The organism is Streptomyces odontotermitis (assembly GCF_050510915.1).
Lineage (GTDB): Bacteria > Actinomycetota > Actinomycetes > Streptomycetales > Streptomycetaceae > Streptomyces.
Genome location: NZ_JBNJLS010000001.1, coordinates 1,105,695 through 1,124,898, shown reverse-complemented (window position 1 = coordinate 1,124,898; position 19,204 = coordinate 1,105,695). Strand labels below are relative to the sequence as shown.

Sequence of the window (19,204 nt, the reverse complement as noted above, 5' to 3'; positions counted from 1 at the left end):
GCCCCGTAGACCTTGAACGCCCCTTTGGTCACGCGCGCCGCTGTCGCAACTCCCGTACCCCCGCCACCGCGAGCACCAGCGCCGTCGCCCCCGCCGACCACAGCAGCTGCGGCCGCGCCCCGTCGTCGTTCAGCATCAGCCCGATGACGACGGCCATCGCCACGAGCGCCGCCCAGGTCACGTACGGGAAGCCCCACATCTTCAGGACGAGCCGCTCCGGCGCCTCCCGCTCGATGCGCCGGCGGAGCCGCAGCTGCGACACCGCGATCAGCGCCCAGACGAACAGGAGCACCGCGCCCACGGCGTTGAGGAGATACGAGAAGACCGTGTCCGGCCACTTCAGGTTCAGGAACACCGACACGAACCCGAAGGCCACCGAGGCGAGCACCGCGCGCCGCGGCACCCCGCCCGGGGACACCTTCAGCAGCCCCTTGGGCGCCTCGCCGCGCTCGGCCAGCGAGAAGACCATCCGGGACGAGCCGTAGAGGTTGGCGTTGAGCGCCGAGAGCAGCGCCACGAACACCACGATGTTCATGATCGTCCCGGCGGAGGGGACGCCGATCGAGTCGAGGACCGTGACGTAGGGGCTGATGCCCGACTTCTGCGCCGTCCACGGCAGCACCGTCACGATGACGAGCATCGACCCGACGTAGAAGAAGAGGATGCGGAAGACGGCGCTGCGCACCGCGCGGGCCACCGAGCGCACCGGGTCGTCCGACTCGGCCGCCGCGATCGTCACGACCTCCAGGCCGCCGAAGGCGAAGACGACGGCGAGCACGCCGGAGACGACCCCGCTCCAGCCGTTCGGCAGGAAGCCGCCGTCCCCGGTGAGATGCGTGAAGCCGACCGGGTCCGTGTCGGGCAGCACCCCGAAGACCGCGAGCAGGCCGAGCACCAGGAAGGCGACGATGGCGAAGACCTTGAGCGCGGCGAACCAGAACTCGAACTCGCCGAAGTTCTTCACGGCCGCCAGGTTGGCCCCCGTGAACACGAACATGAAGAGCAGCACCCACGCCCACTGCGGCACGCCGGGCACCCACTGGTTGGCGATCTGCGCGGCGCCGGTCGCCTCCACGGCGAGCACGACCACGAGCAGGAACCAGTAGAGCCAGCCGACCGAGAACCCGGCCCACCGGCCAAGGGCCCGCTCCGCGTGCACGGAGAACGACCCCGACGCGGGCATCGCGGCGGACATCTCGCCGAGCATCCGCATCACACACATCGCGAGCGTGCCCGCGATCAGATACGAGACGACGATGCCGGGCCCGGCCACGGCGATCCCGGCCCCGGAGCCGACGAAGAGCCCGGCCCCGATGACACCGCCGAGCCCGAGCATGGTGAGGTGGCGCTGCTTGAGCCCGCCGCCGAGGGGCTCGTTCTCGTCCCCGAGGGGTGCGGCCGTGGCGGCCGGGTCGGTCTGGGGCGCGTGCATGGTGATCGGCTTGCTCTCGGGGTGCTCAGAGAAATTGGGGAGAACCTACAGTGTCCCCGCCGGGAGCCGTCCGGCGCAAAACGGGCTGGCCTCCGTGATGCGTGTCACGCCGACCGGCGCCTGGGCCCCCGCCTTTGTACAGAGCCCACCAAGCCCCGGCTCATCCCTTTGTGAGCCGGAGACCGTGTGGCCGCCCCGGGCCCTGGGATAGCGTCAACGCGTCCCACTCACCACCCACACCACCCGCGGAGCCCCGATGAGCACGGCTGCCCTCTCCACCCGCCCGGGCCAGGTCCTCGCCGACCTGCTCCCCTCTTCCCGTGTGGCTCCCCGCGTGCGGGACGCCGCCCTCGTGCTCGGCGGTGCCGCGCTCACCGGGCTCGCCGCGCAGATCGCCGTGCCCGTCCCCGGCTCGCCCGTGCCGGTCACCGGCCAGACCTTCGCGGCCCTCCTCGTCGGTACCGCGCTCGGCGCCCGCCGCGGCTTCCTCTCCCTCGCGCTGTACGCCCTCGTCGGCATGGCCGGCCTGCCGTGGTTCGCCCAGGCCAAGTCCGGTGCCGCGCTGCCGACCCTCGGCTACGTCCTCGGCATGCTGCTCGCCGCCACGGTGGTGGGCGCCCTGGCCCGCCGCGGCGGCGACCGCTCCGTGCTGCCCACCGCGGGCACCATGGCGCTCGGCTCCGCGATCATCTACGCGGTCGGCGTCCCCTACCTCGCGGCGGCCACCGGCATGTCGCTGACCCAGGCCGTCGCCGCCGGGCTCACGCCCTTCCTGATCGGCGACGCCCTGAAGGCGGCCCTCGCGATGGGCGCGCTGCCCACCGCGTGGAAGCTGCTCGGCCGCGACTCCTGACGCCCGTACGTCAGGAGTAAGTCCTGACGCCCGTACGTCAGTTGACGTTGTAGTTCCGCCTGAAGAGGTTCGCCGGGTCGTATGTGGCCTTCAGCCCGGCGAGCCTCTTCTGCGTCTCCGCGTCGTACAGGCCCTCGGCGCCGCGGTCCCCGCCCCCGAAGGTGAAGTTGAGGGAGCGCCCCAGGGCCTGGTCCGCGACGGAGCGCAGGGCCCGCGCGTGATGGGTCCGGGCGGCCTCGCGGTCCGTCCGCTCGTCCAGCGGCGACAGGATCCGCATCAGCCAGCCCGCCTCCCGGTACGGCACCGCGTTCTGGGTGGGCTTCGCGAGCGCCCCGCCCAGGTGGTTGAGCTGGACGACGTGCATCGTGTCGGCGGCGGGCCCGCTGACCCGGAACAGCTCGGTCACGCCCGCGAGTTCGAGCTCGTCGAGCATGACGCCGTCCCCGTAGTAGGCGTGCGGGAAGTCCGGGTCGCTGTGGATGGTGTGGCTGTCGGCGTACGGCATCTCCCGCATCGAGTCGGACACGGGGGCGCCGATGGCCCGCAGGGGCGCGACGAGCCGCTCACCCTCCTCCTCGCTCCCCGTGAACGCGACGCGCACCGTCACCAGGTAGCGGCCGCGCAGCCGCGGCGGGAGCTGCGGGATGTCCGGGTAGACGAGTGCGGCGACCGACGAGGTCACCTCGTCCGGCACGGTCCGCGCCCACTCCGTGTACCCGCGCAGGATCTCCGCCGGGTCCACCTCGTCCCCGTCGAAGTCGATCGCCCCGCCGTACACCCGCGTCAACGGCACGAGCCCGACGACCAGCCGGGTCACCACACCGAGGTTCGCCCCGCCACCGAGGAGCCCCCAGTACAGCTCGGGCTCCGACGCGGCGGTGACATGGCGCAGTCGGCCGTCGGCGGTCACCACCTCCAGGGACCGCACATGGTCGGCGGTGTACCCGAACTCCCGCGCCAGGATGCCGAGTCCGCCGCCCAGCGTGTACGAGACGGCGCCCACGCTCGGCGCGGACCCGTTGAGCGGCGCGAGCCCGTGCTCGGCGGCGGCCGCGACGACCTGCCCCCAGCGCACGCCCGCGCCGACGGCGGCGGTGCGGCCCTCGGCGTCGATGCTCACGGCGTCCATGCGCCTTGTGGAGATCAGCACGCCGCCCTCGGCGGCATCGGGCAGCCCGTGCCCGGTGGCCTGCACCCCCACGGGGAGCCCGGCCCCGGCGGCGTACGAGACGGCGGCGGCCACGTCGGCGGCGGAGGAGGCGCCGAAGACGATCGCGGGCCGCTGTGCGAAACCGGTCTGGAATCCGGCGAGTTCGTCCTCGTACCCGGCGTCGCCGGGCCGGAACACGAGTCGCTCGGCGGTGTGGTCGATCACGTCAGCCTCCGTAGGTACGACGATCCCCTCGTACGCGATGTGGTGCGTACGAGGGGAAGGCTGTCGCAGAAAGCTGACAGGCACCGTCAACTTTTCTTACGGGGTGTTCCTGCGGAGTGTTCCTGCAGAGCGTCCTTACGGGGCGTCGGTGACGCGGGGGCGCATCTTCTCCCGTACCAGCGAGATGACGACCACGATCGCCGCGACCAGGAGCGAGAGCAGCAGCTGCTTGCGGTTGGCGGCGTCGGTCAGCATGTAGCAGAGCACGAACGAGATCATCGCGATCGTCGCCCACGTCAGATACGGGAAGAGCCACATCTTCACGACCAGCTTCTCCGGCGACTCGCGCAGGATCATGCCGCGCATGCGCAGCTGCGTGAAGCAGATCATGAGCCACACGAACAGGGCCACCGCGCCCGAGGAGTTGAGCAGGAAGTCGAAGACGGTGTCCTTCCACTGGTAGTTGAACCAGACGGCGAGGAAGCCGAAGACGACGGAGCCGAGGATCGCGGCCTGCGGCACACCGCGCGAGGTGGTGCGCGCGAACGCCTTCGGCGCGTCCCCGCGCTGGCCGAGCGAGAAGGCCATGCGGGAGGCGGTGTAGAGCCCCGAGTTGAGACAGGACAGCACGGCGGTCAGCACGATGACGTTCATGACCTGCCCGGCGTGCGGGATCCCGATGGAGTTCAGCGCGGCGACGTACGACCCGTCCTTGGTGATCGACTTGTCGTTCCACGGCAGCAGCGTCAGCACCACGAAGATGGAGCCGAGGTAGAAGACGCCGATCCGCCAGATGACGCTGTTGGTGGCCTTGGTGACCGCCTTCTGCGGGTCCTCCGACTCACCGGCGGCGAGCGTGACGATCTCGGAGCCCATGAACGAGAAGACGACCATGAGCACACCGGTGAGGATGGCGCCCGCGCCCTTCGGGAAGAACCCGCCGGCATCGGTCAGATGCGCGAGCCCGTCCCCGGGGTTGTCGGACCCGGGCAGCACACCGAAGACGGCGAGCAGCCCGACGACGACGAACGCCCCGATGGCGACGACCTTGATCCCCGCGAACCAGAACTCGAACTCCCCGTAGGAGCCGACCGACACGAGGTTGGTCGCCGTCAGCACGACCATCACGATGAGGGCCCAGCCCCACTGCGGCACGGCGGGTATCCACCCGTTCAGGATCACGGCACCGGCGGTCGCCTCGACGGCGAGCACCACGACCCAGAAGAACCAGTAGAGCCAGCCGATGGAGAACCCGGCCCAGCGCCCGAGGGCCTGATCGGCATAGGTGGAGAAGGAGCCGGAGGCGGGCCGTGCGGCGGCCATCTCCCCGAGCATCCGCATCACCAGCACGACCATGGTGCCGACGAGGGCGTACGAGATGAGGATCGCGGGCCCGGCGGCGGCGATGCCGGACCCGGAGCCGACGAAGAGCCCCGCCCCGATGACACCACCAATGGCGATCATGGAGAGATGACGGTTCTTGAGCCCGGCCTTCAGCCCGGCACTGTCATTGCTGCCTAGTCCGTCTCCGCCGGTTCCGGCACCGCCGGACTGCGGATCCCCAGGGCCGTTGGGGCGGCTGTCTTCCTTCGCAAGGGAGGATTGCGAGGTCATGGGCGAATCCTTAGGTTCACGGTCACGAGCCCCCGCATTCAAACTCAGGGATGATCGGGACGGAAGTCCCGACTCCGGATCGTTGTATTCAGGCCGAAGGTCCCACCCCCGCCCGTCACCCCCTGCTTCCCCTCCTTGCTATGTGGCCCCGGATACGCCTGCCCGGCGTGGGTCATGCCACACTCGGAGCCATGCGCGTCTACCTCGGCTCTGATCACGCCGGTTACGAACTGAAGAATCACCTGGTCGCATGGCTGAAGGCCCAGGGCCACGACCCCGTCGACTGCGGCCCCCACATCTATGACGCCCAGGACGACTACCCCCCGTTCTGCCTCCGCGCCGCGGAGAAGACGGCGGCGGACCCGGAGTCCCTCGGCATCGTGATCGGCGGCTCCGGCAACGGCGAGCAGATCGCCGCGAACAAGGTCAAGGGCGTACGGGCGGCGCTGGCCTGGAGCGAGCAGACGGCGGCGCTCGGCCGCGAGCACAACGACGCGAACGTCATCTCGATCGGCGGCCGCATGCACTCGGAGGCGGACGCGACGAAGTTCGTCGAGATCTTCCTCAACACCCCGTACTCGGGCGAGGAGCGCCACACGCGCCGCATCGAGATGCTGAGCCGCTACGAGGAGACGGGCGAGCTGCCGGAGATCCCGGCACACCACCCGCAGAGCTAGCTGTCAATCGCCGGACGGGCTGGGGCATTTCAGCCCGTCCGGCGTTTGAGGACGAGGCGCGTTCAGCGCCGATACGGGGGTCTAGGGGCGAAGCCCCAGGAAGAGCACCCCAGGGGCGACGGAGTCGCCGTATTCGGGAAGGGGCGGGACTGGGGAAGAAACCGCCGGAGGCACCCCCCCCGCACACCAAGAGGAGCACCATGCCCGAGGGGCACACGATCCACCGCCTCGCAGCGGACCACCGCACCCGCTTCGCCACCGGCGCCCCCCTCACGGCAACCAGCCCCCAAGGCAAGTTCTCCGACAGCGCCGCCCTCCTCACCGGCCAGCCCCTCACCACCACGGAAGCCCACGGAAAGCACCTCTTCCTCGGCTTCGCCGCGACCGGCTGGGTCCACATCCACCTCGGCCTCTTCGGCAAGTACGCCCTCGGCGACGCCCCCGCCCCGCCCCCCACGGACACCGTCCGCCTCCGCCTCGCGAACGAGGCCCACTACTCGGACCTCCGCGGCCCCACCACCTGCGCCCTCATCACGGACGGCGAGAAGCAGGCGATACACGACCGCCTGGGCCCGGACCCGCTGCGCCCCACGGACCCGGGCAGCGGCGAGAACGACCCGGGGAAGGCGTACCGCCGCATCGCCCGCAGCCGCACCACCATCGCCGCCCTGCTCATGGACCAGAAGGTCATCGCGGGCGTCGGCAACGTCTACCGCGCCGAGGTGCTGTTCCGGCACGGCATCGACCCGTACACCTTGGGCAGGGACATCACCGAGGACCGGTGGGACGCGATCTGGTCCGACCTCGTCGAGCTGATGCGCGAGGGCGTGCGCCTCAACCGCATCGACACGGTCAGGCCCGAGCACACCCCCGAGGCCATGGGCCGCCCGCCGCGCGTCGACGACCACGGCGGCGAGGTGTACGTGTACCGCAGGGCGAACCTCCCGTGCCACATCTGCGGCACGGAGATCCGCACGGCGGACCTGGCGGCCCGCAACCTCTTCTGGTGCCCGAAGTGCCAGCGGGGCAAGTGAGTTGAACGGGGGAGTCCCCGCTCTCACTCACACCGTTCTAGAACCCGTGCGGCAGCCAAGGCGCCACATCCGCCCCGAACGCCAGCGCCGCCTCCGCCACCGCCCCCTGCCGCAGCTCCCGCACCCGCCCGGCCCCGGCCAGCGCCGACAGTGAGACGCCGCCCAGATAGGCGGAGCCCAACTCCCGTACGGACAGGGCGAGATCGGGCGGGGTGCCGTCCGTGTCCGGCAGCCGCTTGCAGCTCGCCCCCTTCGCGTCGCCGGTGAGCCGCCAACGCCCGCTGTTCCAGGGGCAGAAGTCGTCCGTGACGTCCAGCACGACGTCCACGGGCGCCCGGTAGGTGCGTGCCTCCAGGGCCGCGCCCACGTCCACCAGACGTACGTACAGGGAGTCCCGCACCCGCAGTCGGCTGCGGCGCACGTCCGTGACGAGGTGGAGGAAGGGGTCGTCCACGGGGCGGTTGCGCACCTGGAGCACCGACGTCAGGTCGATGTCGAAGAGGAACCGCCACAGCGCCGCGTTCGCCGCCGGGTCGAGCGCCTCCAGGTCGTACAGCTGCACCTCGCCCTTGGGGCCGGCGTAGTCCCACTCGGGCTTGACGTGGAAGCGGGCGTATCCGACGACCTCCCCGGAGCCGGCCGCGGAGCCGGAGCCGGAGCGCTCGGCGACCACGCACTGCAGCGGCGACGCCCCGCCCCGCTCGCTCTCCGGGTCGAGGAGCCCGAGCTGCTCCCAGCCGGGGCGCCGGGCGAGCATGCCGGGGCGCTGCGGCACCAGCCGGGCGTAGACCGCCTCGCAGGCGTCGAGGACCTCGGCGGGGTCGGCGTACCGCAGCGTCACCTCGTCGGTGCCGTCCGGGACGGTGAGCCGGACCTGGGTGGTGTCGATGTCGGCGCGCAGCTGCTGGGTGGCGGCGCCGTAGCCGAAGCGGCCGTAGATGACGGGCTCGGACGCGGTGAGGACCGCGAGGCTCTCGCCGCGCTCGCGCACGTCGTCGAGCTGGCGGCGCATCATCGCGGTGAGCAGCCCGCGCCGCCGGTGGGTGGCGGCGACGCCCACCATGGTGACGCCCGCCGCGTCGACGAGGGCGCCGCCGGGCACGCTGAGCCGGAAGCTGAACGCCCCGGCGGTGGCCACGCACTCCTCGCCGTCCCAGCCCGCGAGGGACCGCTCGCACTCGGTGAGGTCCCGCCACAGGCGCCGCTCCTCGGGCGACTCGGTGACCCCGCCGAAGGCACGCTCCAGGAGCCCGTAGTACGTGTCCCACTCGGCCTCGCGCAGCACCCTCAGATCTGTCGTCATATGCCATGAGTAGCAGGGACGGGCGGCAGGCAGCGACAGGATTTCCGCGCTCCGGAAGAGCGCCGCACCCGCCCCGCACACCCGTCGACAACCGGCCACGGCCGTGCCCCTGACGGGGGACAAGTGGTACCTCCCGTGCGAAGCGCCTGGCCCGGTGGATAGGGTCCACGAGCAATGGCAGGTGGACGTGCGGAAGCGGAGACGCTCACGGCCCGGTTCAAGAAGAGGATGCACCGGGCCCGCGTCGCGCTGCGCAAATCGGGTGTCGACTACTTCCGCGGCGACGGCTCGGACTGGGTCGCCCTGGCCGGTCTGCTCCTCACGGTCCCGGTCATCACCTGCTGCACGCTCGTGAACTCGATGTGGTGCTCACCGGCCGCCCTCGTCCTGCCGATCGTCGCGGGCGGGCTGCTGCTGCGCCCGGCCAGCCTGCTCGGCCTGTACGCGGCGGCGGCCGCGGCCCTGATCGTGGAGTCCGTCCGGCTCGGCCCGTACACCCAGGGCCCGTCCCGGGTCACCCCCGGCATCGTCCTGGTGGTCGCGGCCTGCGGCTTCTTCGGGCTGCTCATCGCGCAGTTCCGCAGCAGGGTCGGGGTGCCCTGGCGGGGCGGCGGCACGATGCTCTTCGACCTGCGCGAGCGGATCCGGGTGCAGAGCAAGCTGCCCAAGCTGCCGCGCGGCTGGCACCGCGAGATGGCGCTGCGCCCGGCGGGCGGCCAGTCGTTCTCGGGCGACTTCGTGGTGGCCGCGCGGACGAACGGCGGCCGCACGGTGGAGGTCGTCCTCACGGACGTCTCCGGCAAGGGCATGGACGCGGGTTCGCGCGCCCTGCTGCTGTCCGGGGCCTTCGGCGGCCTGCTCGGCTCGCTGCCGCCGCACGCCTTCCTCCCGGCGGCCAACGGCTATCTGCTGCGCCAGGACTGGGACGAAGGTTTCGCCACCTCCATCCACCTGGTCCTGGACCTGGACTCGGGCGACTACGAGCTCTTCTCGGCGGGCCACCCGCCGGGCCTGCACCTCAGCGCGGGCAGCGGCCGCTGGGAGGAGAAGGCGGCCGAGGGCCCGCTGCTCGGCGTCTACGACGGGGCGCAGTTCGACCCGGTGAAGGGTTCGCTGCGCCCCGGCGACGTCCTGATGCTGTTCACGGACGGCATCGTCGAGACGTCCGACCGCGACATCACGGAGGGCATCGACCGGCTGACCGGCGAGGCCGACCGCTATGTCGCGGGCGGATTCCACGGCGCCGCCTGGCACTTGATCGAGGCGGTCGCCAAGGACGTCAACGACGACAGGGCGCTGCTGCTCATCTGCCGGGAGGCGTGACCCCCACGGGCTCGTGCGCCGCCGCTTCCGCCGCTGCCTGTGACGCCGTCACCGGGGCGGGCAACAGCCGCGCGGGCAGCACCCGTTCCAGCCACTCCGACCGCACGGCCGCCAGCGGTCCGAGCACGGCGAGCAGCAGCACATAGCCCGCGATGAACGGCGAGAGCCGCTCGTCGAGTCCCGCACCGGCCGCCATCGTCGCGAGGATCAGCGCGAACTCGCCGCGCGCCAGCAGGGTGGTGGAGATGTTCGCGGCGGGCCCGCGCCCGAAGCCGTACACGCGCGCGGCGCCGATTCCGGCGAGGACGTTCATGAGCAGCGTCACGGCGACGGCGGCGAGCACCGGCCACAGCACGACGGGCAGGTCCCCGGGATCGATGGACAGCCCGAACGCGAAGAAGAAGATCGCACCGAACGCGTCGCGCAGCGGATGCACCAGCTTCAGGATGCGCGCCCCGGACGCCGTGCTGCCCAGCATCAGACCGACCATGAAGGCGCCGATGGCGTCCGCGACCCCGAACCACTCCGAGACTCCGGCAACGAACACGGCCGCGCCCAGGAAGGAGATGACGAGGAGTTCGTCGTCCTTGACGGAGAAGAGGCGGTCCGTGATCCGGGTCCCGAACCGCGCGGCGAGCGCGAGCAGGATGAGGAAGGCGAACGCCTTGCCGCCGTCCATCACGGCGGCGGCCAGGGAGTCGGCGCCGGACAGGATGGGCTGCAGCGCCGCCAGGTACAGCGCCAGGAAGATGTCCTCGACGACGATGATCCCGAGGATCGGCTTGGTCTCGGGGTTGCCGAGCCGCCCGGTGTCGACCAGCACCTTGGTGACGATCGCGGACGACGAGATGCCGAGCACCCCGGCGAGGACCAGAGCTTCGGAGGTGCCCCAGCCGAGGGCGAATCCGAAACCGAGGCCGGCGCCGACGTTCAGGGCGAGATACGTGCCGCCCGCGAGCGCCATCTTGCGCCCGCCCGCCTTGAGGTCGTCCATGTGGAACTCGAGGCCGAGGTAGAAGAGCAGCAGCACGAGGCCGAGCGCGGAGAGCATCTCCAGGTCATGCGGGTCGGCGACCAGGACGATGCCGGGGGTGTGGGGGCCGAGGAGGATCCCGGCCAGGATGAACAGGGGGATCGTGGGGAGTCCGATGCGGCCGCCGAGGCGGGCGAGGACTGCGGCGGCGAGAAAGGCGCCGCCCATGGCTATCAGGGTGTCTGCGTGTCCGATGGGCCCGCTCCTTAGAGTCAAGAGAGTCAAGGGGTCGTAAAGAACGCGTCAATAGTTAGCTTACCAAAAGGTTTCCTCAGGGGATGGGGTGGGGTTTGCCCTACCCCGGATCCGCCGGAAGCCGTCATGGTCCGCGGCGCCCCCCGCTCCGTACGTTCAAGAGGTCGAATTCGTACGGAGAGGCGGACAGGTCATGGGACTGCGGCGGAAGAAGAACAGGGCGGCAAAGGACGCGGTGCCGACCCTCGGCACGCCGCTCGGCCACGAGTCGCACGGCCACGCGCCGCAGGGCGACTGGGCCGTCGAACTCCACGGTGTGCGCCGCCAGTACGGCCGCGGCTCCGGCGCCGTGCACGCCCTCGCGGGCATCGACCTGACGCTCCCGCGCGGCAGCTTCACCGCGGTGATGGGCCCCTCGGGCTCCGGCAAGTCCACGTTCCTGCAGTGCGCGGCGGGCCTGGACCGGCCGACGTCGGGCACCGTCCGCCTGGGCGGCACCGACATCACGTCGATGGGCGAGAACAAGCTGACCGCCCTGCGCCGCACCCGCCTCGGCTTCGTCTTCCAGTCCTTCAACCTGCTGCCCTCGCTCACGGTCGAGCAGAACGTGCTCCTGCCGATGCGCCTCGCGGGCCGCCGCCCCGACCGGCGCGCGGCCGCCGAGATGCTCGCCCGCGTCGGCCTCGCCGACAAGGGGCGCCGCCGCCCCGGCCAGCTCTCCGGCGGTCAGCAGCAGCGCGTCGCGATCGCCCGCGCCCTGGTCACGCAGCCGGACGTGGTCTTCGCGGACGAACCGACCGGCGCCCTGGACACCACAACGGCCGCCGAGATCCTCGGACTTCTCCGCTCGGCGGTCGACTCGCTGGGCGCCACGGTGGTCATGGTCACCCACGACCCCACGGCGGCGACATACGCGGACCGGGTCCTGTTCCTGGCGGACGGCTCGATCGTGGATCACCTGGAGCGCGCGTCGGCGGACCGGATCGCGACGCGCATGACGACCCTGACGGCTCCTGCGTACGCGGCGGCGGCAGCGTAATCAGGGGCGCGGGCAACTGCGCGCACACGGAACCGCGAGCACAGGAACCGCGCGTACACGGAACCGCGCGCACACCCACCCACACCTCTCACCCGAGTTCCCGGAGGAACGCATGCTCGCCCCCAACGGCCTGGCTCGCGCAGCGGTCAGGTTCAAGCCCGCGGCCTTCGTGGGCACGTTCGTCGCCCTGATGATGGCCGCGATGATCGTCTCGGCGTGCGGCATCCTCCTGGAGACCGGCCTGCGCGCCACCGTGCCCCCGGAGCGCTACGCACACGCCTCCGTCGTGGCCGCCGCCGACCAGCAGTCCCACTTCGTCACCGGCGGCGGCGACGACCGCAGCGACAACGGCGCCCTCGTCCCCGACCGCGCCCGCCTGGACGACTCCCTGGTGGCGAAGGCCGCTTCGGTGCCCGGCGCGCGCAGCGCCGTACCCGATCTGACGTTCCCCGTGCAGTCCGCAAGGACCGCCGTGACCGCGCACGGCTGGGGCTCCACCGCCTTCACCGGCGAGCACCTCACGGCGGGCCGGGCCCCGCACTCCGGCGAGGTCGTCCTCGCCACCCCCGGCGCCGAGGTCGGCGACCGCACCACGCTCACCACGGCCGACGGCCCCCGCACCTTCCGCGTCTCCGGGACGGTCGCCCAACAGGGCGCCCCCACCGCCTGGTTCACCGACGCCGAGGCCGTACGGATGTCAGGGCACCCCGGCCGCATCGACGCCATCGCCGTCCTGCCCAGGGACGGCGTCACCGACGCCCAGCTGAAGTCGCAGGTCGCGCACGCGCTCGGCGGCAAGGCCAAGGTGCACACCGGTGACGACCGGGGCAGCGTCGAGGACGCGCAGCTCGCCGAGGCGAAGGAGCTGCTCACCGGCCTCGGCGGCTCCTTCGGCGGCATCGCCACGATGGTCGCCGTCTTCACCGCCGCGGGCACCGTCGCGCTCTCCGTCGGCCAGCGCGCCCGCGAGTTCGCGCTGCTGCGCGCCATCGGCACCACCCCGCGGCAGATCCGCCGCTCCATCGCCACCGAGGCCCTCCTCGTCGCCCCGCTCGCGGGCGCGATCGGCTGCCTGCCCGGAATCGCCCTGGCCGGTTGGTGGTTCGGCCAGCTCCAGGACAAGGGTGCGGTCCCCGAGTCGGTGGACCTCTCCGTCTCCTGGATCCCCCTCGTCACGGCGGTCGGCACCGCCATGCTCACGGCCCTCGCCGCCGGGTACATGGCCGCCCGCCGCGCCTCCCGCATCAAGCCGGGCCAGGCCCTGACGGAGGCGTCCGTGGAGCGGCTGCCCCTCGGCTGGATCCGCACCCCGCTGGGCGTCGCGGCGACGGTCGGCGGCATCGTCTGCGCCCGCCTGGCCGCCACCACCACCGGTGAGGACGCGGCCAACGCGGCGCTCGGCGTCGTCATGCTGTTCATGCTCGCCGTCGCGCTGCTCGGCCCCCTGGTGGCCCGCGGCTGCGCGGCCCTCTTCGGCCTCCCGTTGCGCGGCGCGGGCGCGTCCGCGTCGCTCGCGGCCGCCAACTCCCGTACGAACGCCCGCCGTCTGGCCTCCGCGATCACCCCCATCGTCCTGGCGATGGCCTTCTCCTCCGTCCTGGTCTTCATGCACACCAGCGAGGACAAGGTGGCGGCGGACCAGCAGCGCGACGGCATCACGGCGGACCACATCGTCACGTCCGCGTCGGGCGCGGGCCTGGCCCCCGACGCCCGGTCCCGCGCGGCCAAGGCCCCCGGCGTGGACGCCGCGGTCGGCATCCTCAAGACCTCGGTCCTCGTCCCGGCGGGCTCGGGCGGCGACCGCCGGCTGGAGTCGGCGACGGCCCAGGGCATCACCGGCTCGCCCCGCGACCTCGCCCAGGTCCAGGACCTGTCCGTCGAGACGGGCACCCTCACCCTGGGCAGGAACGAGATCGCCGTCGACGCGAACCTCGCCCGCGCGGCCCACGTGAAGACGGGCGACCGCCTCGAACTCCGCCTCCCCGACGGCACGAAGGCGTCCCCGAAGATCGTGGCCACCTACGGCCGCGGCCTCGGCCTCTCCCAAGTGACGCTCCCCGCAACGGCGTTGAGGCAGCACGTGACGTCCCCCTTCGACGCGGAACTCTGGACCAAGGGCGGCACCCCCCACGCCCTGACCTCCCTGGCCCCCGGGACCACGATCCAGAACCGCGCCGACTACACCACGGCACAGTCCCTGGACCGCGAGCTCAACGCCTGGGCGAACACCACGATGGCGGCCGTGCTGGGCGGCTTCGCGGCCGTGGCCGCCGTCAACACCCTGGTGATGACGGTCCTCGACCGCCGCCGCGAACTCGGCACCCTCCGCCTCATCGGCTCGACCCGCGCCCAGGTCCTGAGCATGGTCCGCTGGGAGGCCCTCCTCGTGGCGGGCGCGGGCATCATCCTGGGCACGGCGATCGCCCTGGCGACCCTGATCCCGATGATGAGGGGCCTGACGGGCGAGAACCCGTACATCCCCCCGTTCGTCTACGCCTCGTTCGCGGGCACGGCGCTGGCGCTGGGCCTGGCGGCGACGGTCATTCCGGCAAGGGCGGCGCTGAAGAACAACTGAGCCCGCTCCGGGGCCCCTTCAGCCCGTCCGGTGCTTGAGGACGAGGCGCGAAGCGCCGACAGGGGGTAAGGGGCGAAGCCCCAGGGCGGCGCCCTGGGGCCCGGCGGAGCCGGGGATTTCGGGAAGGGGCGGGCTTGGGGAAAGAATCCCCGCATGAACCCGAGCCCCCACCTCCCCCTCCCTGACATCGAAGCCCTCGCCCGCAGGGCCCACGAGGGCCAGACGGACAAGGCGGGCCGCCCCTACACAGAGCACCTCCAGGCAGTGGCCGAAGGAGTCAGGCAAAGGGGCGGCACGGAGGAGCAGATCGCAGCGGCCTGGCTCCACGACTCCCTCGAGGACAACGCCCTCACGGAACAGTGGCTGCACGACGCCCCCCTGCCGCACCGCACGAAGGACATCGTCCGCGCCCTCACCAAGCGCAAGGGCGAACCCCCCGAGACCTACGCCTCCCGCATCCTCGCCACCCCCGGCGCCCGCCTGGTCAAGGAAGCGGACCTGGCCCACAACGCGGACCCGGCCCGCCTCGCGGTCCTCGACGAACCGACAAGGGCGCGCCTGCAGGCGAAGTACGCCCACATGCGCGCCCTGTTGGGGCTGTGAGAAGGAGCTACGACCTGGCCCGCTCCCGCGCGAGCGCGGCCGCGTCCCGCTTGAACGCCCACTCCATCTTCGGCTCCATCGCGAACCGGAACATCCGCTGCACCGGCGGCGTGCACAGCGCGGTCACGACGCCCGCCGCGACAAGGGTCACGAAGACCTCGCCGTACGGCTTGTGCAGCCACTCGTAGTCGTCGAACCAGCCCCAGAAGCGGGACCCCTTCGCGATGAACCCGTGCAGCAGGTAGCCGTACAGCGTGCCCGCGCCGAGGACCGTGAACCACATCTTCCGCCGCGGCACCCACGCGAAGAAGCACGCGGTGAGGACGAGCGAGCAGCCGAAGAGCGCGAGGGTCATCACGACACCGACCCACCACGGCACGCCCAACTCCTGGGCGCTGTCCCGCCGGTAGAACCACACCGACGTCATCCGCGGCCCCGCCCAGTAGGCGAGCAGCACCGCGCAGGCGAAGATCGGCACGGACAGGATCCGCACCTCGCGACGCCGTACGAGCTGGAAATGCTCGGGCTTCATGAAGAGGCCGAGCACGAAGAACGGCATGAACTGCAGGACGCGCTGCAGGTCGAGGTCGTCGCCGATGTCCGGGGAGATCACGGCGAGGACGGCGATGCCGAGCGCGATCGGCACCGGCCAGCGCACCAGCTTCCACAGGGGAGTGGTCAGCCGCCACACGAACAGCGCGACCAGGAACCAGGTGAGGTACCAGGGGTCGAGCAGGCTGATCGGCTGCGTCGGGTCGTCGTCGGCCCACCGCTTGAAGAAGGTGTACGCGACCTCGAAGATGACGTACGGCACGGCGATGCCCGTGACGAGCCGCTTCAGCCGGTCCGGCCGCATGTCGAAACTGCGCGAGAAGTAGCCGGAGATGATGATGAACGCCGGCATGTGGAACGTGTAGACGACCATGTACAGCGCCTCGGCGGCGCGGCTGTGGTCGGTCAGCGGCTCCCATGAATGACCCATCGCCACAAGGACGATGGCCAGATATTTCGCATTGTCGAAGAACGAGTCGCGCTGCTTCGCGGGCTTGGCGTGGGGGGCGCCCTGCGCGGAGGGGGCGACCGGGGGAGCGGTGGCGGTCGCCGTGGAGCCGGCCGTCGAAGTGGCCGTGGAACCGGGGGAGTAAGCGGATTCGGGGGCGTGTGGGGGGCGCGGGCTCGGCACTCCGGACGCGGGCTGCGCCGGAGGGAGCGGCGCCCGGTGGCGGCCGTGCGGGTGCACCGAGTTCGTCACAGGCCCTCCCACCAGGAGCTGGGGGAGACGATCCGTGACCGCACTGCGCTTGCGGGGGTCGTGGCAGCGTGGAACATCTGAGGCACCCTAGCGTCGCCCGGGTGCTTTCGTAAAACCTTCATCTCACCCGTCACTCAATTCCGTGTAATGCCCGTGCTTTGAGTGCGAGTACCCCCGAATCCGTGGTGTCGACATAGCGATCCACAAAGCAATGGGGTGCCGATCATGACCACCCATCGGTGCCTCATCGCCTGAAAAATGTCCCTTAGGTCGCAACTCATCCCGCTTAAATGGCGCATAACGCCCGCGGGCGACTCTGGTGAAATGTCCGATTCATTAAGCGGGTTACGGGCATCGGCGCACCGTGCGATGTGTCCCCGGCGGCAATTCGAATTTACGGCGAACAATCTCTGTGTGCGACCTGTGTGCCCATGGAAACGATCACGCCGAATTCCCTCGCTCGCGGGCCGCAAATGCGGAGCGGACGCGGCAGGTCCGCGCCAGGGTGGCCGACGATGCGTCACCAGCCGCATAGGACACGCCCGTTGGTGGCACGATGGACCTGGCGGGGGTGTGCGGGGTCGTACCCCCCGGGCCGGGAAGCGACCGACCTAGGGTGTGATCAGTGTGGCCATTTCGCTGTCAGTGGTACTGCTGTTGGCGATCATCCTTGTGGTGCTGATCCGCGGGGGGTCGCTCAAGTGGGGGCCGGCGATAGTCGCCGTGCTCTTCGGCTTCTTCCTGGCGTCGACGGGCATGGCCCCGGAGATAAACAGGTTCCTCAACTCCGTGGCGGAGACGATCAACGGGATCAGCTTCTGAAAACGCCTCCGGCCCGGACCGCTGAGCTCGGCGGTCCGGGCCGGAGGCCACAGAGCGGGCGACGGGAATCGAACCCGCGTAGCTAGTTTGGAAGACTAGGGCTCTACCATTGAGCTACGCCCGCACACAGAGTGCACCGCCGGTCGCTGCTGGTCAGCGAGCGCGGTACGGCAAGCATCGTAGCGGGTCGCACCCCCTGCCCGCACACCCCGTCCCGCTCCGCAGGATCTCCGCGCGATCTCCGGGTTTATTGCGGGAGCCGCACTGCCTGGGGGCATGTACCCTACGTGTCGCACCGACGGGGTGTGGCGCAGCTTGGTAGCGCGTCCGCTTTGGGAGCGGAAGGCCGTGGGTTCAAATCCCGCCACCCCGACCACCTGCTCTTCTTCTCCGTGCGGCTCCGCACAAGATCGCATTGTGGGTCGACTCCCGCTTGCCGTTACTATGCAAGCTGCGTGCCCGTGTGTCTCTCAACCGGGCAGAAACCCAGAAGTCAGCCCACCAAGGAGACCGAACCGTGAAGAGCGCCGTGGAGACCCTGAACCCGACCCGGGTTCGGCTCACTGTTGAGGTGCCCTTCGAGGAGCTCAAGGACAGCCTCGACGCGGCGTACAAGAAGATCAACCAGCAGGTCACGGTGAAGGGCTTCCGCAAGGGCAAGATCCCTGCGCGCGTCATCGACCAGCGGTTCGGCCGCGGTGCCGTCCTGGAGGAGGCCGTCAACGACGCGCTTCCGAAGTTCTACACCGAAGCGGTCAACGAGGCCGAGCTCAACGTCCTGGGCCAGCCCGAGGTGGACATCACCGAGCTGAAGGACAACGAGACCCTCAACTTCACCGCTGAGGTCGACATCCGTCCCGCGATCGAGATCCCGGACTACTCCGGCATCGAGGTCGAGGTCGACGCGGTCGAGGTCAGCGACGAGGACGTCGACAAGGCCGTCGAGGAGCTGCGCGGGCGCTTCGCCTCCACCTCCCCGGTCGAGCGTGCCGCCGAGGACGGCGACGTCGTGACGATCGACCTGGAGGCCAAGGTCGAGGGCGAGGTCCTGGAGGACGGCGTCGCGTCCGGCGTCTCCTACACCATCGGCTCCGGCGAGCTGCTCGACGGCATCGACGACGCCGTGAAGGGCGTCGAGGCCGGTGGCGAGGCCACCTTCACCTCGCAGCTCAAGGGCGGCTCCGCCGAGGGCAAGGACGCCGAGATCACCGTCAAGGTCACGCAGGTCGCCAAGCGCGAACTGCCGGAGCTCGACGACGACTTCGCGCAGCTCGCCTCCGAGTTCGACACCCTCGACGAGCTGAAGGCCGACAGCCGCAAGCGCCTCGAGAACATGAAGCAGTACGACCAGGCCACGCAGGCCCAGGAGCGCGTCCTGGAGAAGCTGCTCGAGCTGGTCGAGGTCCCCGTCCCCGAGAAGCTCCTCGCGGACGAGATCCAGACCCGCAAGCACAACCTCGAGCACCACCAGCTCGGCCAGATGGGCCTCGACCTCGCGAAGTACCTGGAGATCCAGGGCAAGACCGAGGAAGAGTTCGACGCCGAGACCGGCGAGCAGGCGGTCAAGGGCATCAAGACGCAGTTCGTCCTGGACGAGCTCGTCAACAAGGAGAAGCTGAACGTCAGCCAGGAGGAGCTCACCGAGCACCTCATGCGCCGCGCCCAGTCCTCCGGCATGTCCCCCGACCAGTTCGCCCAGGCCGTCGTCGAGGGCGGCCAGGTCCCGATGCTGGTCGGCGAGGTCGCCCGCGGCAAGGCGCTCGCCGTCGTCGTCGAGGCCGCGACCGTGAAGGACACCAACGGCGAGATCGTCGACCTCGAGGACGACGAGGACGAGACGGCCGAGACCGTCGAGGCCGCGTCGGCCGACGCCGCCGAGGAGAAGACCGAGAGCTGATCTCGGCATCCGCAGCACCCACGACGGCCCCCGGGACACCACGTCCCGGGGGCCGTCGTGTCGCCGGGGCGCCCTGCAGGGGCGCGGGGAACTGCGCGACCGGCCGGCGGCGATCCGCAGGGGCCGCCGTGGCGAAATCCGGCAGACGCGTCTGCCGCGGTCAGGGCACCGCCCCGG

The 19,204-nt window shown here is 71.0% G+C and carries 15 protein-coding genes and 2 tRNA genes; 10 read left to right on the top strand and 7 right to left on the bottom strand.

The features are described from left to right. Positions 1-28: 28 nt before the first annotated feature. Positions 29-1,432, bottom strand: a complete 1,404-nt coding sequence (locus ACQB60_RS05125) for an amino acid permease (protein ID WP_496924564.1) — start codon at positions 1,430-1,432, stop codon at positions 29-31. A gap of 256 nt (positions 1,433-1,688) precedes the next feature. Here ACQB60_RS05125 and ACQB60_RS05120 point away from each other — a divergent pair, with 256 nt between their 5' ends. After that, entirely contained in the window at positions 1,689-2,285 is a 597-nt protein-coding gene (locus ACQB60_RS05120) for a biotin transporter BioY (RefSeq protein WP_496924563.1), read from the top strand. Positions 2,286-2,322: 37 nt separating this feature from the next. Here ACQB60_RS05120 and ACQB60_RS05115 read toward each other — a convergent pair whose 3' ends face one another. Together ACQB60_RS05115 and ACQB60_RS05110 are read right to left on the bottom strand one after the other, a co-directional pair. Further along, positions 2,323-3,657 carry an FAD-binding oxidoreductase gene (locus ACQB60_RS05115; RefSeq protein WP_496924783.1) on the bottom strand — a complete coding sequence of 445 codons (1,335 nt, stop codon included), beginning with the start codon at positions 3,655-3,657 and terminating at the stop codon, positions 2,323-2,325. A 138-nt stretch (positions 3,658-3,795) separates the two neighbouring features. Beyond that, a complete protein-coding gene (locus ACQB60_RS05110; RefSeq protein WP_496924562.1) occupies positions 3,796-5,274 on the bottom strand; it encodes an amino acid permease in 1,479 nt (492 codons plus the stop codon). 191 nt (positions 5,275-5,465) lie between these two features. On the opposite strand from ACQB60_RS05110, the gene ACQB60_RS05105 reads away from it, so the two are divergent. Both ACQB60_RS05105 and ACQB60_RS05100 read left to right on the top strand, forming a co-directional pair. Then, on the top strand, positions 5,466-5,951 hold the full coding sequence (locus ACQB60_RS05105; RefSeq protein ID WP_496924561.1) for a ribose-5-phosphate isomerase: 486 nt from the start codon (positions 5,466-5,468) through the stop codon (positions 5,949-5,951). Between the two features lie 200 nt (positions 5,952-6,151). Further along, positions 6,152-6,985 carry an Fpg/Nei family DNA glycosylase gene (locus ACQB60_RS05100; protein WP_496924560.1) on the top strand — a complete coding sequence of 278 codons (834 nt, stop codon included), beginning with the start codon at positions 6,152-6,154 and terminating at the stop codon, positions 6,983-6,985. Between the two features lie 37 nt (positions 6,986-7,022). Here the strand turns inward: ACQB60_RS05100 and ACQB60_RS05095 are convergent, their stop codons facing one another. Next, positions 7,023-8,288 (bottom strand): GNAT family N-acetyltransferase, encoded by a 1,266-nt coding sequence (locus ACQB60_RS05095; RefSeq protein ID WP_496924559.1) that lies wholly within the window; start codon positions 8,286-8,288, stop codon positions 7,023-7,025. Positions 8,289-8,462: 174 nt separating this feature from the next. Between ACQB60_RS05095 and ACQB60_RS05090 the strand changes: the two genes are divergently transcribed. After that, positions 8,463-9,611, top strand: coding sequence for a PP2C family protein-serine/threonine phosphatase (locus tag ACQB60_RS05090; protein ID WP_496924558.1), 1,149 nt, complete (start codon positions 8,463-8,465; stop codon positions 9,609-9,611). On the opposite strand, the gene ACQB60_RS05085 is transcribed toward ACQB60_RS05090, so the two are convergent. Continuing rightward, positions 9,592-10,812, bottom strand: coding sequence for a cation:proton antiporter (locus ACQB60_RS05085; protein ID WP_496924557.1), 1,221 nt, complete (start codon positions 10,810-10,812; stop codon positions 9,592-9,594). The two genes, ACQB60_RS05090 and ACQB60_RS05085, sit on opposite strands and share 20 nt — an antisense overlap. A 220-nt stretch (positions 10,813-11,032) precedes the next feature. Between ACQB60_RS05085 and ACQB60_RS05080 the strand changes: the two genes are divergently transcribed. The 3 genes from ACQB60_RS05080 to ACQB60_RS05070 all read left to right on the top strand — a co-directional run bounded on the left by ACQB60_RS05080 (position 11,033) and on the right by ACQB60_RS05070 (position 15,056). Further along, positions 11,033-11,878, top strand: coding sequence for an ABC transporter ATP-binding protein (locus tag ACQB60_RS05080; protein WP_496924556.1), 846 nt, complete (start codon positions 11,033-11,035; stop codon positions 11,876-11,878). Between the two features lie 112 nt (positions 11,879-11,990). Then, entirely contained in the window at positions 11,991-14,453 is a 2,463-nt protein-coding gene (locus tag ACQB60_RS05075) for an FtsX-like permease family protein (protein ID WP_496924555.1), read from the top strand. 153 nt (positions 14,454-14,606) lie between these two features. Further along, positions 14,607-15,056, top strand: coding sequence for an HD domain-containing protein (locus ACQB60_RS05070; RefSeq protein ID WP_496924554.1), 450 nt, complete (start codon positions 14,607-14,609; stop codon positions 15,054-15,056). A gap of 7 nt (positions 15,057-15,063) precedes the next feature. Here the strand turns inward: ACQB60_RS05070 and ACQB60_RS05065 are convergent, their stop codons facing one another. Then, positions 15,064-16,308 (bottom strand): acyltransferase family protein, encoded by a 1,245-nt coding sequence (locus ACQB60_RS05065; RefSeq protein WP_496924553.1) that lies wholly within the window; start codon positions 16,306-16,308, stop codon positions 15,064-15,066. Positions 16,309-16,935: 627 nt separating this feature from the next. Between ACQB60_RS05065 and ACQB60_RS05060 the strand changes: the two genes are divergently transcribed. After that, complete coding sequence (locus ACQB60_RS05060; RefSeq protein WP_384832077.1) at positions 16,936-17,130, top strand: hypothetical protein; 195 nt, start codon at positions 16,936-16,938, stop codon at positions 17,128-17,130. Between the two features lie 53 nt (positions 17,131-17,183). On the opposite strand, the gene ACQB60_RS05055 is transcribed toward ACQB60_RS05060, so the two are convergent. Next, positions 17,184-17,254: transfer RNA gene (locus ACQB60_RS05055), tRNA-Gly, on the bottom strand. 175 nt (positions 17,255-17,429) lie between these two features. On the opposite strand from ACQB60_RS05055, the gene ACQB60_RS05050 reads away from it, so the two are divergent. Both ACQB60_RS05050 and tig read left to right on the top strand, forming a co-directional pair. After that, a tRNA-Pro gene (locus ACQB60_RS05050) sits at positions 17,430-17,506 on the top strand. A gap of 141 nt (positions 17,507-17,647) precedes the next feature. Continuing rightward, a complete protein-coding gene (gene tig / locus ACQB60_RS05045; RefSeq protein WP_496924552.1) occupies positions 17,648-19,027 on the top strand; it encodes a trigger factor in 1,380 nt (459 codons plus the stop codon). The last annotated feature ends 177 nt before the right edge of the window (positions 19,028-19,204 follow it).

Coding starts and splice junctions, on each gene's coding strand:
- ACQB60_RS05125 (WP_496924564.1), bottom strand. CDS start 1,432: ATGCACGCGCCCCAGACCGACCCGGCCGCCACGGCCGCACCCCTCGGG.
- ACQB60_RS05120 (WP_496924563.1), top strand. CDS start 1,689: ATGAGCACGGCTGCCCTCTCCACCCGCCCGGGCCAGGTCCTCGCCGAC.
- ACQB60_RS05110 (WP_496924562.1), bottom strand. CDS start 5,274: ATGACCTCGCAATCCTCCCTTGCGAAGGAAGACAGCCGCCCCAACGGC.
- ACQB60_RS05105 (WP_496924561.1), top strand. CDS start 5,466: ATGCGCGTCTACCTCGGCTCTGATCACGCCGGTTACGAACTGAAGAAT.
- ACQB60_RS05100 (WP_496924560.1), top strand. CDS start 6,152: ATGCCCGAGGGGCACACGATCCACCGCCTCGCAGCGGACCACCGCACC.
- ACQB60_RS05095 (WP_496924559.1), bottom strand. CDS start 8,288: ATGACGACAGATCTGAGGGTGCTGCGCGAGGCCGAGTGGGACACGTAC.
- ACQB60_RS05090 (WP_496924558.1), top strand. CDS start 8,463: ATGGCAGGTGGACGTGCGGAAGCGGAGACGCTCACGGCCCGGTTCAAG.
- ACQB60_RS05085 (WP_496924557.1), bottom strand. CDS start 10,812: ATGGGCGGCGCCTTTCTCGCCGCCGCAGTCCTCGCCCGCCTCGGCGGC.
- ACQB60_RS05080 (WP_496924556.1), top strand. CDS start 11,033: ATGGGACTGCGGCGGAAGAAGAACAGGGCGGCAAAGGACGCGGTGCCG.
- ACQB60_RS05075 (WP_496924555.1), top strand. CDS start 11,991: ATGCTCGCCCCCAACGGCCTGGCTCGCGCAGCGGTCAGGTTCAAGCCC.
- ACQB60_RS05070 (WP_496924554.1), top strand. CDS start 14,607: ATGAACCCGAGCCCCCACCTCCCCCTCCCTGACATCGAAGCCCTCGCC.